General features: G+C 67.7%; 14 protein-coding genes. 9 read left to right on the top strand and 5 right to left on the bottom strand.

Annotated elements, in window-relative coordinates:
* Positions 1 to 81 precede the first annotated feature (81 nt).
* On the bottom strand, positions 82 to 720 hold the full coding sequence (locus tag ACFXN1_RS16620; protein WP_379445638.1) for an NAD(P)-dependent oxidoreductase: 639 nt from the start codon (positions 718 to 720) through the stop codon (positions 82 to 84).
* 29 nt (positions 721 to 749) lie between these two features.
* A complete protein-coding gene (locus tag ACFXN1_RS16615) occupies positions 750 to 1688 on the bottom strand; it encodes an EamA family transporter (RefSeq protein WP_379445640.1) in 939 nt (312 codons plus the stop codon).
* A gap of 107 nt (positions 1689 to 1795) precedes the next feature.
* Between ACFXN1_RS16615 and ACFXN1_RS16610 the strand changes: the two genes are divergently transcribed.
* Positions 1796 to 2296: a MarR family winged helix-turn-helix transcriptional regulator gene (locus tag ACFXN1_RS16610; RefSeq protein WP_379393075.1), complete on the top strand. Its 501-nt coding sequence runs from the start codon at positions 1796 to 1798 to the stop codon at positions 2294 to 2296.
* A 17-nt stretch (positions 2297 to 2313) separates the two neighbouring features.
* Here the strand turns inward: ACFXN1_RS16610 and ACFXN1_RS16605 are convergent, their stop codons facing one another.
* The gene (locus tag ACFXN1_RS16605; RefSeq protein WP_379445641.1) at positions 2314 to 3744 is read right to left on the bottom strand and encodes a SpoIID/LytB domain-containing protein; all 1431 of its coding nucleotides are present in this window, start codon (positions 3742 to 3744) and stop codon (positions 2314 to 2316) included.
* Positions 3745 to 4063: 319 nt separating this feature from the next.
* Between ACFXN1_RS16605 and ACFXN1_RS16600 the strand changes: the two genes are divergently transcribed.
* Entirely contained in the window at positions 4064 to 6220 is a 2157-nt protein-coding gene (locus tag ACFXN1_RS16600; protein ID WP_379445643.1) for an N-acetylmuramoyl-L-alanine amidase, read from the top strand.
* A gap of 4 nt (positions 6221 to 6224) precedes the next feature.
* Here ACFXN1_RS16600 and ACFXN1_RS16595 read toward each other — a convergent pair whose 3' ends face one another.
* The gene (locus ACFXN1_RS16595) at positions 6225 to 7025 is read right to left on the bottom strand and encodes an HAD family hydrolase (protein WP_379384777.1); all 801 of its coding nucleotides are present in this window, start codon (positions 7023 to 7025) and stop codon (positions 6225 to 6227) included.
* A 259-nt stretch (positions 7026 to 7284) separates the two neighbouring features.
* Here ACFXN1_RS16595 and ACFXN1_RS16590 point away from each other — a divergent pair, with 259 nt between their 5' ends.
* Genes ACFXN1_RS16590 through ACFXN1_RS16570 form a run of 5 tightly spaced genes read left to right on the top strand, consistent with a single transcriptional unit; the run spans position 7285 to position 13451 of the window.
* Positions 7285 to 8265 carry an ABC transporter permease gene (locus ACFXN1_RS16590; protein WP_379445644.1) on the top strand — a complete coding sequence of 327 codons (981 nt, stop codon included), beginning with the start codon at positions 7285 to 7287 and terminating at the stop codon, positions 8263 to 8265.
* The gene (locus tag ACFXN1_RS16585; protein ID WP_379445645.1) at positions 8262 to 9215 is read left to right on the top strand and encodes an ABC transporter permease; all 954 of its coding nucleotides are present in this window, start codon (positions 8262 to 8264) and stop codon (positions 9213 to 9215) included. Before ACFXN1_RS16590 ends, ACFXN1_RS16585 begins: the two co-directional genes overlap by 4 nt.
* Positions 9212 to 11071: an ABC transporter ATP-binding protein gene (locus ACFXN1_RS16580; protein ID WP_379445646.1), complete on the top strand. Its 1860-nt coding sequence runs from the start codon at positions 9212 to 9214 to the stop codon at positions 11069 to 11071. Before ACFXN1_RS16585 ends, ACFXN1_RS16580 begins: the two co-directional genes overlap by 4 nt.
* Before the next feature lie 44 nt (positions 11072 to 11115).
* Entirely contained in the window at positions 11116 to 12798 is a 1683-nt protein-coding gene (locus tag ACFXN1_RS16575; protein ID WP_379445648.1) for an ABC transporter family substrate-binding protein, read from the top strand.
* A 38-nt stretch (positions 12799 to 12836) separates the two neighbouring features.
* Positions 12837 to 13451, top strand: a complete 615-nt coding sequence (locus ACFXN1_RS16570) for a hypothetical protein (protein ID WP_379445649.1) — start codon at positions 12837 to 12839, stop codon at positions 13449 to 13451.
* A 90-nt stretch (positions 13452 to 13541) separates the two neighbouring features.
* Here ACFXN1_RS16570 and ACFXN1_RS16565 read toward each other — a convergent pair whose 3' ends face one another.
* The gene (locus ACFXN1_RS16565) at positions 13542 to 14294 is read right to left on the bottom strand and encodes a lysophospholipid acyltransferase family protein (RefSeq protein WP_379445650.1); all 753 of its coding nucleotides are present in this window, start codon (positions 14292 to 14294) and stop codon (positions 13542 to 13544) included.
* A gap of 99 nt (positions 14295 to 14393) precedes the next feature.
* On the opposite strand from ACFXN1_RS16565, the gene ACFXN1_RS16560 reads away from it, so the two are divergent.
* Positions 14394 to 15236, top strand: coding sequence for a hypothetical protein (locus tag ACFXN1_RS16560; RefSeq protein ID WP_379445651.1), 843 nt, complete (start codon positions 14394 to 14396; stop codon positions 15234 to 15236).
* Between the two features lie 45 nt (positions 15237 to 15281).
* Positions 15282 to 16826 (top strand): Rieske 2Fe-2S domain-containing protein, encoded by a 1545-nt coding sequence (locus ACFXN1_RS16555; RefSeq protein WP_379445653.1) that lies wholly within the window; start codon positions 15282 to 15284, stop codon positions 16824 to 16826.
* The last annotated feature ends 108 nt before the right edge of the window (positions 16827 to 16934 follow it).

The raw sequence follows: 16934 nt of genomic DNA, 5'->3' as shown, positions 1-16934 counted from the left end.
GGTACTCCGGTCACGCCCCGCGGCGCGTTCGACAGGTATTCGGTTGTGCCGTGCGGCTTTTCAGTAGCCGACGGTGAATCTTCAGTAGCCGACCGTGAACCGGGTCCGGTGGTGCGCGGGCTGCTCGATCTCGTCGAGCAGGGCGATGGCCATGTCCTCCATGGAGATCGCCGAATTGCCCTGGTCGTCGGTGAGCAGGTCGTCCCGGCCGAGGCGGTAGGCGCCGGTGCGCTCGCCGGGTTCGAACAGTGCGGCCGGGCTGACATAGGCCCAGTTCACCGTGTGCGGGGTCGTCCGGAACACCTCGAGCTGGCGGCTGCCGCCCTCGGCAATGGGCACCAGCTCGGCCGGGAAGCCCGGCTGCTCGGTGAGGGTCTTACCGGTCCCCGCGACGGTGAGGCTGCCCGCGCCGCCGATCACCAGCAGCCGAATCCCGCTGTCCGCCAGGCCTTCCAACAGTGCGGCGGCGACCTCGACCAGTTCGTGTTCGCGACCCGGGGCCGGACGGGTCGCGCTGACCACGACATCGCTGCCGGCCGCCGCCTTCTCGACATCGGCGGGATCGGCGGCATTGCCGGTCCACACCTCGACCTGCGCGGGCAGCTCCCGCAGCCGCTCGGCGGTCCGAGCGACCGCCCGCACCCGGTGGCCCCGGCTCAGCGCCTCGGCCACGACCCGGCTCCCGGCGTCTCCACTCGCTCCGAACACTGTGATCTGCATGGTCTTTCGCTCCTTATCGAGGGTTCGAATCAAGCCGCGACGCGGTTCTTGGGAGTGTCGTCATCGGTCTGCGGCGCGGGTTCCGTTGTGCGGGGCGCGGATCCGGTCTGGCCGAGCAGGGTGCCACCCAGCGCGATGGCCATGCCCAGGATCTGCAGCGGGGCCAGCGCCTGACCGAGCGCGGCCCAGCCGATGACGGCCGCCGACAGCGGGCTGAGCAGACCGAGGAAGGCCACCGAGCTGGCATTGGCCTTGGCGATGCCGCGGAACCACAGCGCGTACGCGGCGGCGGTGCCGATCAGGCCGAGGTAGAGGTAGCCGCCGATGGCCCGGCCGTCCAGCGCGGGCGGCGCGCCCTCGGCGATGGCGGCGACCGGCAGCAGCAGGAGTCCGCCGGCGGTGAGCTGCCAGCCCGTCATGGCCAGCGGGCCGATGCCCTCGGGCCGTCCCCAGCGCTTGGTCAGCACCGTGCCCCCCGCCATGGCGATGGCGGCCACCAGCCCGGCGATGATGCCGAGCGCGTCGAGAGTGGCGGTGGCCCTGAGTACTACGAGTGCCACGCCGGCCAGCCCGATCAGCGCCGCCGCCACCTTGCGCGCGGTGAGCCGCTCATTGAGGCCGAGGGCGGCGAACCCGACCGCGAACAGCGGCGCGGCCGCTGCGAGTACCGCCGCCACCCCGCCCGGCAGCCGATAGGCGGCCACGAACAACAGCGCGGTGAAGACTCCGATGTTCAGACCGCCCAGCACCAGCGCGCGTGGAATCCATTGCCCGTGCGGCAGTTTCCGCGTGATGGCGAGCAACAGCAGCCCCGCGGGCAGCACCCGCATGAGCGCGGTGAACATGGGCCGCTCGGGCGGCAGGAACGTCGTGGTGACGGCGTAGGTCGACCCCCAGACCAGTGGCGCGAGCCCGGTGAGGGCGAGCGTCCCGGCGAGTCCGGCGGCTCCGGCGCGTGTGGTGGTCATCGATAGCTCCTCATTGATAATCTCAACGTTGAGATAACACCATTCAGATACCTCACCGTCAAGTATCTCAATGTTGAGATTTATTCCGCCCCGAGAGGAGACCGCCGGTGCCCGACGCCGTCGACCAGATCACCGCCGCCTGGCGTCAGCAGCGCCCCGACGTCGACACCTCCCCCATGGAGATCTTCGGCCGCCTCGCCCGCCTGGGCCGCATCGTCGACCGCGAGCTCTCCGACTTCTTCCGCACCCACGGCCTGGAACGCTGGGAATTCGACGTCCTCGCCACCCTCCGCCGCTCCGGCAACGAATCCGGCCTCAGCGCAGGCGCCCTCAACAAGGCCGCCATGATCACCTCCGGCGCCATCACCAACCGCATCGACCGCCTCACCGCCAAAGGCTGGGTACAACGCGTCCCCGACCCCAAGGACCGCCGAGCCATCCAAGTCCACCTGACCGACTCCGGCCGAGCCCTGATCGACCGAATCCTCCCCTTGCACATGGAAAACGAACAACGCCTCCTGGCCGACCTCTCCCCGGCCGACCGCAAGGCCCTGATCCCTCTACTCCGCAAGTTCGCCGAATCCCTCGGCGACCTCACCCTGGACTGAACTACTGGCCGAAACCGCTAGTGCGCCAAGGCAGGAGGGATCGGTTGCGCCGGAGCGTCGGCCGGGACCGGGGCCGGGGAGGTCGGCGGGTTGGGTGTGGAGGCGGTCCGGGGGGCCGGAGTCGCGGTCCGGATCACCAGGTTGACCGGGCCCGAGCTCGCTGGTGCCGGGGCAGTACGGGGGTTCGAAGGCGTGGAGTTGGGGTCGGCGCTGCCGGGGGACGGCAGGGGGATGGTGATCCGTGAGCGGTCGTCGGGGGTGGGGCGCAGCGGGATCGCCGGGGGGACATTGCCCGGGGTGACGGGAGTTCGGGTGCCGGGGACGGTGTTGGTCGGGTCGGTGTAGGTCGGGACCGTTGCGTCCGGGGCCGCAGCGCCCGGCGTGATGGGGTTCGTGGTGGTGGCGTCCGGGGTAGCGGGGGCGGCCGGGTCGGATTCCGTTGGGGTGGGCTGGGTTTGGGTGGACTGCGGGTCGAGGAAGGGGAGGTTGGGGTCGGCGGGGGTTGCGGCGGCGGGGAAGTCGGTGAGGGCGGGGCCGACCTCCATGGCGGCGGCGGGGGTGGGGAGGCCGCCGTCGGGGGCGGCGGAGTATTCGGCGCGCAGGATGTGGTTGTCGCGCACCAGGACTCGGCCGGAGGTGGCCTCGACGGCGCTGGTGGTGCGGGAGTCTTCCTTGTCGGTGCCGAGGTACATCTGGCAGTCGGTGGTGTCGCAGGTCTGGGCGTAGGAGTAGCGGTCTTCGGCGAGGGCGTAGGAGCGGGCGGCGATGGCCTGGGCGCGCAGGGCCTCGGCGCCGCCCTGGTCGGCCCAGCCCGGGACCATTTCGGCGGGGACGACGCCCCTGAGGTAGTCGTCGAGGTCGACCTCGTTGACGGTGCGGGGGGAGCCGTTCTCCAGGGCGACGCCGAGGACGCCACGGTAGGCGTTGCCGCCGCAGATCTCGAGTTGTTCGCCGGCGGGGCGGTCGGTGCCGTCGGTGACGGGGTAGGCCCACGGGTCGTCGGTGCTGCCCTCCCAGAGGGTGTTTCCGTCGCAGCCCTGGGTGATGGTGACGTCGGCGCCGGTGGCGGTGGGCGTCAGATGCGCGGCCTGGCCGGGGATGACACGGCGGCCGGCGACGTAGAAGACGGAGTCGGAGGCGAGATCGAGGGTCTTGTCGTCCTGCTCCATGAGGCGGACGCGGACCGTGGTCCGGCCGACGTCGGCGAGATCGGCTCCGGAGTAGTAGGTGGCCAGGATGCGGTCGGCGTTCCAACCCGCGACGGCCTTGTCGAAGGCGCCGTTCTGGCTCAGGCCGCGCCCGTGACCGGCGCCGGCGGTGAAGAGGAAGGCATTGTCGGGCCAGGCCCAGACCAGTACTGCGGTGCCGCCGGTGGTGGCCGCGACGGCGAGGGAGAGGGAGAGCAGACCGCGCCGGCTACGGCGCTTGGCTAGGTACCCGTTCGGCATGTCATACCCGTTCTGTCGAGAGCCGAAGCTACATTCGAGTTACCCCGAAGCTAAGCCTCAACCATACGTTCAGGGAATGTGACAGTAGGGACTAGTGTGATCGTTGATGCGCCAAGTAGCAAGCTTGTGCTCCGGGCGCGGTTGGACGGATTTACCTGAATGGGAGATGCTTGTGCCGTATCGCAAACCGAAACCTGCCTATACGCTCCCGGTCATCACCGTCCTCGCGCTGTCCGCTCCCGTCGGCATTCTGGCGCTGAGCGATTCCCGGGACGTCCGGAACACCGATGAAAGCAATTGGGCAGCTATACCTGCACAAATGGCAGAAGTCGCCCTGGACTCGGCGCCCGACATCGTGCTGCCGCTGCGTGAGCTCACCGGGCTGGACCTGCCCGACCTACGCCTGTCCGATCTGCGAATGTTGCCGCTGCCCAAATCGATTCCGATCCCGCCGAATCTCATTCCGGGCGTCCAGCTACCCAGCGAGATTCCACTACCGCGGCTGAACGACTCGCCGCAGCAGCCCGTCGGGCCCGCATCCGACACCGGGCCGCACGTCACCCGACCCACCCTCCCGGGCTCGCTCCCCAACGCCACCATCGTCACCCCCGGTTCCGCCCGGCCGACCGGCCCGGCCGCGGGCGCGCCCGGCTTCATCGCCGAACCCGGGCCCGAGGTCTCCGGGCCGCCAGGCGCCGAAACCCCCTCCGCGCCAGTGGCTCCCGCGGCCACACCGGCTCCCGGCAGTCGAACACCGGTCGCCCCGGCCGATTCCGGGGTTCCGGCGCCGATCCCGACCGCCGACAATCCGGCCGCGCCCGGCCCGCATCCCGTGCCCGGTCTCACCGGTGACCTGCGCACCCCCGCGCTGAACGCGGGCGCGGTGCCCGCCGACCTGGTCGACAAGGTCGGCGCACAGGTCAAGGAGCTGACCCGGGACACCCCGTTCAGCATGGTCGCGCTCACCGCGCCGGACCTGGCGGGCACCACCACCATGCTCCGCGCCCAGCGTCCCGACGGCACCTGGGGACCCTGGTACGACGCCGAAACCGAGAACGGCAAGGACCATCCCGCGCCGGGCAAGCGCACCGGCACCGAGCCGATCTACGTCGGCAATACCAAGACCGTGCAGATGCTGGTGACCCGCAAGCCGGCCGCCGCGCCCGCCGAACCCAAACCGCTGGACGACGGATCGGCCGACCCGGCGCAGATCAATCTGGAGAAGCTGGCCGCGGTGCTGATCGATCCGGGCCGCGGCGGCATCGACGAGAACCTGCAGACGGTGGCGGCGCCGCTGCCCGGCGGCGGGCCCAAGGTGATCACCCGCGCGCAGTGGGGCGCGGACGAATCGCTGCGCTGCGAGGAGCCCACCTACGACGACGGCGTCTCCGCGATCACGGTGCACCACACCGCGGGTCGCAACGACTACACCAAGGCCGAGTCCGCGGGCATCGTGCGCGCCATCTACTCGTATCACGCGAAGACACTGGGCTGGTGCGACATCGGCTACAACGCCCTGGTCGACAAGTACGGGCAGATCTTCGAGGGCCGCTACGGCGGCCTGGACCGGCCGGTCGAGGGCGCGCACGCGGGCGGCTTCAATATCAATACCGCGGGCGTCGCGCTGATGGGCGACTACGAGGACGAGGCGCCGACGGACGTGTCCATCCAGGCGATCGGCAAGTACATCGGCTGGCGGGCCAAGGTGGCGGGCATCGATCCCGAGGGTCAGACCACCATGTACTCCGAGGGCAGTGACTACACGAAATACGCTCTGGGACAGGCGGTCAAGCTGCCGAACATCTTCGCGCACCGCGATGTCGGCAACACCACCTGCCCGGGTGACGCCGCCTACGCCCTGATGGACAAGATCCGGCAGATCGCCGAGGACGTGGCGGCCGGCACGAACACGCCCGAGGATCCCGGTCCGACGCGGGTCCGTCCCGGCCAGAACGCGGGCAATCCGCAGCCCGCCCCCGCTCCCGACGCCGACAGTCAGGCGGATCTGGCCGCCCTGGCCGATCTCACCCAGAAGATCCTGAACATGCTCGACCGCAGCCCGGTGGCTCGCTACTGGAACGATCAGGGTGGCGCGAACGGCCCACTGGGACAACCGAAAGCGGAACCGATCGACTTGGCGGACGGCGGCCAGTACGGCCAATTCACCAATGGCTACGTGTATTCCTCGCCGACCGGTCAGATCTTCTTGGTGGTCGGGAAGATTCTGGAGCGCTTCCTGCAATTGGGTGCGGGCACAGGCCTTCTCGGCCTGCCCACCAGTAATGAATATCCGGTCCAGGACGGCCTCCGCACCGACTTCCAGAACGGCGCCCTGATCTTCAACAAACTCACCGGAATCGTCACCACCGTCCTGAAGAACTACGGCGCCGTCCAGGACCCCATCCCCGGCAAGTCCATCCCCGCCCCCGGCACGCCCGCCCAGGCCGCCCCCATTCCCGCGGCCGCGCCCAACTAGACGGTCAGGACCACCAGCGTTCGAGGGTGCGGGCGACGCCGTCCTCGATATTGGAGGGGGCCACCTCGTCGGCGGCGGCGATGGCCTCGGGGTGGGCATTGGCCATGGCGACGCCGTGACCGGCCATGAGGAGCATGGGGACGTCGTTGGGCATGTCGCCGAAGGCGATGAGGGAGCTGTGCTGGACGCCCAGGCGCTGTGCGATGGTCGCGAGGCCGGTGGCCTTCGTCACGCCGGGGGCGGACAGTTCGATCAGGCCGTTGTCCGTGGAGTAGGTGAGGTCGGCGCGGCCGGCCAGGTGCGGGTCCAGCACGGCGCGCATGTCCGCGCTGGCGGCGCCGGGTAGGCGAATCAGCATCTTGATCGCGGGCGCGGAGATGACTTCGGCGCGGGAGACCTGGGTGTCGTCCGGATTCAGCCAGGCGTGCTCGTATTCGGGCGAACTGACGAACTGCGGTGTGGCCGCGTCGTGCGCGCTGGAACCGACCCGTTCCGCGGCCAGGCCGCAGCCCGGCAGCAGGCGCTCGGCCAGATCGGCGGCCCAGGTGAGGGTTTCGATATCCAGGGTGCGGGTGTCCAGCACCCGATCCGCGGCACTGTCGTAGATGACCGCACCGTTGCCGCACACGCACAGCGGCGAGAAGCCGAGCCCATCGACGACCGGATCGATCCAGCGCGGCGGCCTTCCGGTGGCGAGCACGAACGGCACCCCGTCCGCGATGAGGGCGTTGATCGCCGCCTTGGTGCGGGCGCTCACCTGCTCACGGTGGTCGATGAGCGTGCCGTCCACATCGGAGGCGACCATCTTGGGTTTGGGCAGGTGAAAGAGCGTCACCTACTCCATCCTGCCTCGAGCCACAACCGGTGCGCCCGTGGATTCCGGACCTCGCCGTACAAAAGAGACCTTTCGGACACCGCTCCGCACCACACCACCCCGCAACCCCCAGACCCACCAGGACGCGCGTAATAACACACGGATTGCCGCGGCGTCCGCGGTCCGTACCCCGCGTTTACGCTTCTCACTCCCTATGATCTGGGTCAGTACTCGACCCCGAAAGGGAATGATGGCCGGTTTTCTGCTGCGACGTGCGCTGAACTATGTCGTGCTGCTGGTGCTGGCGTCGTTCCTCGCTTTCGGTCTCGCGTCCCTCACCTTTCGCCCGCTCGACAGCCTCGAGCATCGCAACCCGCGCCCACCACAGTCGGTGATCGACGCCAAACGCGATGAGCTGAAACTGGATCTGCCGATCCCGCAGCGCTACGCCGAGTGGGTCGGCGGCATCGTCACACATGGCGACTTCGGCAAGACGCTGGCGGGCCAGCCCGTGAACCAGGAACTGCCACGGCGCATCGGGGTCAGTCTGCGGCTTGTCCTGGTCGGCTCGATCATCGGCACGATTCTCGGTGTGCTGATCGGCGCGGCCGGGGCGATCCGGCAGTACAAGTTCAGCGACTACCTCACCACGGTGCTCTCACTCCTGATCATCAGCACGCCGGTGTTCCTGCTCGCGACATTGTTGAAATACGGCGCGTACGAGATCAATACGGCCAGCGGGCAGCAGATCTTCTACTACACCGGCGAGACCTCGGCGAACGCGGTCCACGGAGCATGGGATCAGTTCGTCGACCGGCTGCAGCACATGATCGTTCCCACGGGGGCCCTGATTCTCAGCGCGGCCGCCGGGTACAGCCGCTATCAGCGCGCAGCCATGCTCGACGTACTCCAGAACGACTTCATCCGGACCGCGCGGGCGAAGGGCCTCACCCGCTCCCGAGCGCTGTACAAGCACGGCCTGCGCACCGCGCTCATCCCCATGGCAACGCTGTTCGCATACAGCTTCGGCGCGCTCATCACCGGTACTGCCTTCGTGGAGAAGATCTTCGGGTGGCACGGCGTCGGAGAGTGGCTGGTGGACTCGATCACCGCCCAGGACCTGTATCCCGTGGTGACCATCACCGGGTTCGTCGCGCTGGTGATCCTGTTGTCCGGGTTGCTGTCCGACATCGTCACCGCGATTCTCGATCCCAGGGTGCGTGCGTCATGACCGAAACCGAACTCATCGCCCAGGGCGCTCCCGAGCCGATGGCCGCAGGCCGGCGCAAGCTGGTGGTGCGGCGCTTCCTGCGCAACAGGCCCGCGGTCATCGCATTGGCGATCCTGGTCCTGATGCTGATCCTCGCCTTCGCGCTGCCGCCCTTCCTGAAATACGACTACCAGCAACTCGATTACACGGCGCTGCTCAAGCCACCCAGCTCACGGCATCCCTTCGGCACCAACCAAATCGGCCAGGACGTCCTCGCCCAGACACTGCGCGGCCTGCAGAAGTCATTGATCATCGGCTTCGCCGTGGCCTTCATATCCGCCCTGATCGCGGCCTTCACGGGATCGGTGGCCGGCTTGCTGGGCGGCTGGACCGATCTGGCGATCATGTGGCTGGTGGACCTGCTGCTGGTCATCCCCAGTTTCATCATCGTCGCCCTCTTCGCACCGCGTGCGAAGGGCAGCGGCAGCATCGTGCTGCTCATCGTGCTCCTCGGCGGCTTCGGCTGGATGATCAGCGCGCGCATCGTGCGCGGACTCACCCTGAGCCTGCGTGAGCGTGAATTCGTCAGGGCCGCACGCTATATGGGCGCGTCCACCTGGACGGTCATCACCACCCACATCATCCCGAACGTCGCGTCCTTCCTGATCATCGACACCACCCTCGCGGTGGGTGCGGCGATCATGGGCGAAACCGGCCTGAGCTACCTGGGATTCGGTGTGCAGCCGCCCGACGTCTCGCTGGGCACACTGATCGCCTCGGGCACCAAGTCGGCTCTCACGTACCCATGGTTGTTCCTCTTCGCCGGCGGATTCCTGATCCTGACCGTGCTGTGCACGTTCCTGGCCGGCGACGGTCTGCGCGATGCCTTCGACCCGAGCGCGGGACGTGCGCGATCGCGCCGTAAGGACCGGGTGGCCACACAGAAATCCGCCGGAAAGGCCGCGGCATGACCGACAAGACGAACCGGACCACCACCGCGCCGCTGCTCGAGGTCTCCGATCTGCGGGTGAGCTTCCCGAGTGAAGAGGGCCGCATCGACGCTGTGCGCGGAGTGAATTACACCGTGCAGGACGGCGAGGTTCTGGCCATCGTCGGCGAATCCGGTTCCGGTAAATCAGTGTCGTCACTGGCGATCATGGGGCTGCTGCCGGATCAGGCCCGGGTGCAGGGATCCATCCGGCTGCGTGGGCAGGAACTGCTCGGCATGGGTGACCGGCAGCTGTCCACGCTGCGCGGCAGCAAGATCTCCATGGTCTTCCAGGACCCGCTGTCGGCATTGACGCCGGTGTACCGGGTCGGCGACCAGATCGCCGAGGCGCTGCTGGCACACGGCAAGATGAGCAAGGGCGAGGCCTCCCAACGCGCGGTGGAACTGCTCGATCTGGTCGGTATCCCCGATGCGGCGGTGCGCGCCAAGGCCTTCCCGCACGAGTTCTCCGGCGGCATGCGGCAACGGGTGGTCATCGCCATCGCCATCGCCAACGACCCCGAGCTCATCATCTGCGACGAGCCGACCACGGCGCTGGACGTCACTGTGCAGCAGCAGATCCTGAATCTGCTGCGCGAGGCACGCGACATCACCGGCGCGGGCGTCATCTTCATCACCCACGACATGGGCATCGCGGCCACGCTGGCCGATCGGGTCGCGGTCATGTACGCCGGTCGGATCATCGAAACCGCCCGCACCACAGATCTTTTCAACGCACCACGGATGCCGTACACAGTGGGTCTACTGGGTTCCATCCCGCGGCTGGACGGTCCAGCACGCGTACCCTTGGTACCCATTGTCGGCGCGCCGCCGGCCATGCACGCGCTGCCGCCCGGCTGCCCGTTCGCGCCGCGATGCCCTGTCGCGGTGGAGGACTGCCAGGCGGCGGAACCTCCCCTGCAGGACACCGAGCCCGGACATCGTGCCGCCTGCATCCGCGTCGCCGAAGTCGGAACCGCGGACCTCTTCACGGCCTACCGACGCGAGGTGCCGCCAACCGAAACTCCGATACCCACCGATGAGCAAGCGGTACTCCGGGTTTCGGACCTGAGGAAAACCTTCCCGATCACCTCCGGCGTGGTCTTCAAACGCCGGACCGGCGAGGTGAAGGCGGTCGACGGCGTCAGCTTCGAGATCAAGTCGGGTCGCACGCTGGCCCTGGTCGGCGAGTCCGGCTCTGGGAAATCGACGACACTGACCCAGATCATGGACCTCATCGCGCCGGAGAGCGGCCGCATCGAGGTGCTGGGCAGCGATGTCGCCACCCTCACCAAGGCCCGGCGTCGGGAAATCCGGCGCAAGCTGCAGATCGTGTTCCAGGATCCGTCGGCCTCGCTGGATCCCCGGCTTCCGATCTCCGACACGCTCGCCGAGCCGTTGCGCATCGACGGCCGCCCGCAAGAGGAAATCCAGCGGCGGGTAAAGGAATTGCTGAACGTCGTAGGCCTGCGCTCCGAGCACGCCGACCGTTATCCCGCCGACTTCTCCGGCGGGCAGAAGCAGCGCATCAATATCGCGCGGGCGCTCGCCCTGGATCCGGAGATCCTGGTGCTCGACGAGCCGGTGTCCTCGCTGGATGTCTCGATCCAGGCCGGGGTGCTGAACCTGTTGCGCGACCTGCAGGCCGAGCGCGGACTGTCGTATCTGTTCGTGTCACACGACCTGTCGGTGGTGCGCAATCTGGCGCACGACATCGCGGTCATGTATGGCGGTCGGATCGTCGAATACGGTGCGGCCGAGCAGGTTTTCGGCGATCCTCGGCACGAGTACACCCGCGCCCTCATCGACGCTGTCCCGGTCCCGGTCGTTTCGGGATAGGGGCGCAGAGTGTTCCAGCAATACTCCGACGGAAGGAGCAACCGGTGAGGATTCGCTCGATCGGCTTGAAGCTCGCGGTCCCACTGGTCGCCGTGACAATGGTGGCGACCGGATGCGGTGGCGGTGACACCACCTCCCCGCAGGGCAAGGCCGAACTCGGCACCACCAGTGATATCAACCCGCACGATGTGGCGGACCTGAAGGACGGCGGCAATCTGCGGCTGGCCATCTCGGCGTATCCGGCGAACTGGAACACGCTGAACATCGATGGCAATGACATCGAGATCACCGCCGTGGAGCGGTCGATGATGCCGCGCGCGTTCGTGTCCGACGCGGCGGGCAATCTGTCCATCGACACCAATTACTTCACCGATGTCCAGCTGACGAATACGAATCCGCAGCAGGTCACGTACACGATCAATCCGAAGGCCGTCTGGTCCGACGGGTCGCCGATCACCTGGGAGGACATCGCTTCCCAGGCCAATGCGCTCAGCGGCAAGAACAAGGACTTCCTGATCGCCAACAACCAGGGCTTCGACCGCGTCGGGAAGGTCGAGCGCGGAGTTGACGACCGGCAGGCCGTCATCACCTTCGACAAGCACTTCGCCGAGTGGAAGGGCCAGTTCGCGGGCAACTCCTTCCTCTACCCCAAGTCCGTGACCGGCACGCCGGAGGCCTTCAACAAGAGCCTGGTCGACGCCATCACGACGACCGCCGGCCCGTTCGTCGTGCAGTCCACCGACCGCGGTCAGGGCCGGATCGTTCTGGGCCACAACCCGAAGTGGTGGGGCGCGACGCCGAAGCTGGACACCATCACGTTCAGCGTGCTCAACAGCCAGGCGCTGATTCCGGCCCTGCAGAACAATGAGATCGACGCCGTCGGCATCGGCAGCCGCGACGATCTCAAGACCGCGCAGAGCACCGACGGCGTGGCCATCCGCCGCGCACCCGGTAACCAGTGGTCGCACTTCACCTTCAACGGCGCGCCCGGATCGATCCTCGCCGACCCGAAGCTGCGCGTGGCCATCAGCAAGGCCGTCGACCGGCAGGGCATCGCGACCGCGATCCAGAGCGGTCTGGTGAACGACCCGAAGCCGCTGAACAACCACATCTACATGGCCGGGCAGAAGGGTTACCAGGACAATGCGCCCGCCTTCGACCCCACCGAGGCCGCCAAGGAACTCGACGACCTCGGCTGGAAGGCGCCCGCCGGCGGCGGCACCCGGGAGAAGGACGGGCGCAAGCTCGAGATCCGCGACGTCATGTACAACGACGACACCTGGGTGCAGATGGCGCAGATCATGCAGCAGAATCTGTCGGCGATCGGTGTGAAGCTCACCATCGACACCAAGCCCGGCCAGGACTTCTTCACCAAGGTCATTCAGCCCGGCGATTTCGATATCGCTTTTTGGAGCTGGGTCGGCGACCTGTTCCCGCTCGGCAGCATCGACCAGATCTGGGGCTACCACCCCGATAACATCCAGGGCAACTACGGCCGGATCGGCTCGCCCGAGCTCAACGACCTGATCGAGAAGACCGTCTCCGAACTCGATCCCGACAAGGCGATCGACCTGGCGAACCAGGTCGACAAGCAGGTGTTCGCCGAAGGCCATTCGATGCCGCTCATGCAGTCGCCCGGCAATCTCGCCGTTCGCGCCAACCTCGCCAACTACGGCGCGGCCGGTCTGGCCAGCCTCGACTACACCAAAATCGGCTTCCTGAAGTGAATTCCCGGACGGGCCATCCCCTGGCCTATCCGGCGCTCATGACGATCGGGACCCTGGCGATCACCCTCGCCTGGGTCCCGTTCGCCGATCCGGAGCAGGTGGCCATGCTGGGCACGGTGGCCGTGATCATTCTGGGCTACAGCGGGTTTCGGTTCGCTGTCGCGCTGGGGTGGCTGCCGGCGGGGTTGCCCGGCGGGCCGGAGCGGCGGGAGGTGGCGGTGCGGCGGGTGCGGCAGCAGCATCGGCTGGTCAGCCGGTCGTGGCTGGAGTTCACGATCGAGGGGAAGAATCGCTGGCTGCCGGTGTATTTCGATCCGATGTTGGTGACGCTCACGCCGGTCACGGCCGAATTGGCCGGGCGGGCGGTGCATGTCGGGGGGCACCGGATGTATCCGGCTGGGCGACTGCGGGATTCGGAGCCGGTGGGGAAACTGATCGATAATCCGGTGCGGCCGGATCCGGAGGCGATGGGGCGGACGGGGATCGGGCGCGGGCTCCTGCTGGATGCGCAGTCCGCGGTGGTCGGGCCGTTTGCGGGACTGCTGTGGGTGTACTCCTCCGGCGGCGGCTGGCCGGCCTTCGCGGTCGCGACGCTGGTGGCGGCGGCAACGGCCACCTGGCTGGCGGCTGTTCGCGGCTCCGACCCGAGCTGAGCCGAAGCCGTCCGGGCTCCGTGCCCGAACCGGAACGGCCTGCTCCGGGGCTCCGATTCCCCGTAGCAGGCCGTTGAACGTAGGGCTGTGTTATTCGGTCGGCTTCTGTGCGCGGCGGGCGGCCTTCTCCTCGGCCTCGGCGGCGTCCATGGCGTTGGCCTCTTCGAGGGTGGGGGCGCTGCCGCCCAGGCGCGCGGGCACCCAGTACGCGCCGGGCTCGTGGACGTAGTCCTTTTGCAGGTCCAGGAGCATGTCGGACATGGTGGCGTGGAGCTCGTCGGTGAGGGCGGCGGCGGGCTCGAAGGGCTGGATGGGCTTGCCGACCGCGATGGAGATGGGGGTGTTGGTGCGGCCCAGTCGCTTCGGGAAGCCCTTGGTCCACACGCGCTGGGCGCCCCAGATGACGATGGGGATGATGGGGACGCCGGCCTCGATGGCCATGCGGGCCGCGCCGGACTTGAACTCCTTGAGTTCGAAGCTGCGGCTGATGGTGGCCTCGGGGTAGACGCCGACCAGTTCACCGCCGCGCAGCCGCTTCACGGCCTCGTGGTAGGACTCCGCTCCCGCCGCACGATCCACCGGAATGTGCTTGAGGGCACGCATGATCGGCCCCGAGACGGAGCTGTCGAAGACTTCCTTCTTGGCCATGAAGCGGATGTACCGCCCGGTGGTGCGCGCGGGCAGACCAGCGTAGGTGAAGTCCATGTACCCGGTGTGGTTGATCGCGATCACCGCGCCACCGGTCGCCGGAATGTTTTCGTCGCCCTTGACGGTGAACTTGAGGCCCTGCAGCGCGAAGATCGTGCGGGCCAGGCCGATGACGGGGTAATAGACGGGTTCCACAGTTCCGCTAGCCTAGTCGCTGCCCGCGCGGCATCCAGTGATCCCGGTAACAGCAATTCAGTTGATGTGACTTCTCGACACTGAAAGAGGTTCGCACGAGTGGAAAACGGCCGGACAACGTTGCGTGCACAGATCCACCAGAGGTTGCTCGGGACGCTGATAGTCGGCGCGGCCTGCCTTGCCGGCGGCTGCGACTCGAAAGCCGGGATCGAGGGCACGGATTTCGGGGCCGACCTCGATATGTCCAGTGAAACCAGCAGCAGCCCCAGCCCTATCGCGGCGGTGAGCGGCGGCATCGGGGCGGCGCCCGGGAAACCGAATGCGGCGCCGGCCGTCGCGCGCTGGGTGGCCGACCTGCAGGGAAGGGGGCTGGACGAACTGGCCGACCGCTGCTGGACCATGGCGCCGCCCAATATTCAGAGCATGTACGCCGAGCCGCGGGCCATCATCGATGCGCTCGCCGGACCGGGCGTCTCCAGCGGCCAGTCCGTGACCTGGCAGAACGCCGAGGTCACGGTGACCGCACAGGACCGCGACATCGCCACCGGCTATGCCTGCCCGCACGTCTACCCGACCGGGGGCGAACTCGGCTTCAATGACGCCGACGCGCGACACACGGTGCGGCGCTTCCTCTCTCGCTCCATGGGCCGGCCGCTGCATCCCACGGACCGGGAGGACGCTTATCCACTGGTCTGCGCCGCGGGCCGGACCTGGGATCCGGACGGCACCGGGAAACCGGCCACCGCGCCGCTGGCGGTGAACCCGTCGAAGCCGGGGGCGGTAAGGACCTTCGTGGACCAGTCCATCAGGTCGGAGTGGCCGCGCGGCGGGTACATCACGGTGTCGGTACCGGTCACCACCGGCGCCGGAGACCAGACAAAGCAGATATACACCTTGAAGTCGGGCTCCGAGGGTTACTGCATCGGCGACGTCTCCGGCTAGCCAGTACTCTGGGTGGCTGGTAACGGTCAGGGAGGAATGAAGCTCGTGCAGATCACCAGCGTCGGACACGCCGGATTCCACATTCGAACCGCTGCCGGAACGATCCTCTGCGATCCGTGGGTCAATCCGGCCTATTTCGGATCGTGGTTCCCGTTCCCCGACAACACCCAGCTGGACTGGGACGAGCTCGGCAACTGCGATTTCCTCTATGTCTCGCACCTGCACCGTGACCACTGGGACGCCAAGCACCTGGCCGACAAGGTCAACAAGGACGCCACCGTCCTGCTGCCCGACTACCCGGTGCCGGACCTCAAGCGGGAGCTCGAGAAGCTCGGCTTCACCAAGTTCGTGGAGACCGAGGACTCGGTCAAGACCACCGTCACCGGTCCCGGCGGCGACCTGGACATCATGATCATCGCGCTGCGCGCGCCCGCCGACGGCCCGATCGGCGACTCCGCCCTGGTCGTCGCCGACGGGGAAACCGTGTGCTTCAACATGAACGACGCCCGGCCCGTCGACATGGACGTGCTGCACGACGCCTTCGGGCACGTGGACATCCACCTGCTGCAGTACTCCGGCGCCATCTGGTATCCGATGGTGTACGACATTCCGACCAAGACCAAGGCCAACTTCGGCAAGCAGAAGCGCCAGCGCGGCATGGACCGTTGCCGCTCCTACATCGAACAGGTCGGGGCCACCTGGGTCGTTCCGTCTGCCGGCCCGCCGGTCTTCCTCGACGACGAGCTGCGCTACCTCAACGACGACCGCGGCGACGAGGGCAATATCTTCCCCGACCAGATCGTCTTCCTGGACCAGATGAAGATCCACGGCAACGAGGGCGGGCTGCTCATGATCCCCGGCTCGACCGCGGATCTGCGTGGCAAGGAACTGAATTCGCTCACCCACCCGGTCGACCCGGACACCATCTACGGCGACAAGGCCGCCTACATCGAGGCCATGGCCCAGCGCATGGCGCCGGTGCTGGCCGCCGAGAAGGCCACCTGGGCTCCGGCCGAGGGCGAGCCGCTGCTGCCCGCGCTCCAGGCCAAGTTCGAGCCGATCATGGCGCAGAGCGACCTCATCTGCGACGGCATCGGCTACCCGGTCGGCCTGGTCATGGGCGAGGAGACCGTGGTGCTCGACTTCCCCAAGCGGGTGGTGCGCGAGCCCATCGAGGGAGAAGGCAAGTACCGCTACGGATTCCGCATCGACCCGCAGCTGGTGCGCACCGTGCTGCGCGACGACGAGCCGGACTGGGTGAACACCATCTTCCTGTCGACGCGCTTCACCACCTGGCGCATCGGCGGCTACAACGAATTCCTCTACACCTTCTTCAAGTGCCTCACCGACGAGCGCATCGCCTACGCCGACGGCTGGTTCGCCGAGGCACACGACGATTCCGCCTCCACCGAGCTCGACGGCTGGGAGGTGCAGCGCCGCTGCCCCCACCTCAAGGCCGATCTGTCGAAATTCGGTGTGGTCGAGGGCAATACGCTCACCTGCAACCTGCACGGCTGGCAGTGGGATCTGGAATCGGGCCGCTGCAAGACCTCCAAGGGCCACGAGCTGCGCTCGAAGAAACTGGTCTGACCCGGTGGCGGGGGGGGGCCGGTGGGGGTATTACCGAGCAGGCTGGCGCGGGTGCCGGAGGCAAGAAGGGGGCACGCGCATGAAGTAGCGCAGAGCAGGCTTCTACCG

The organism is Nocardia sp. NPDC059154, from assembly GCF_042755705.1.
In the GTDB taxonomy this organism is placed as follows: Bacteria; Actinomycetota; Actinomycetes; order Mycobacteriales; family Mycobacteriaceae; genus Nocardia.
The sequence above is the reverse complement of the archived record's forward strand: the minus strand, read 5'-3'. Positions and strand labels throughout refer to the sequence as shown.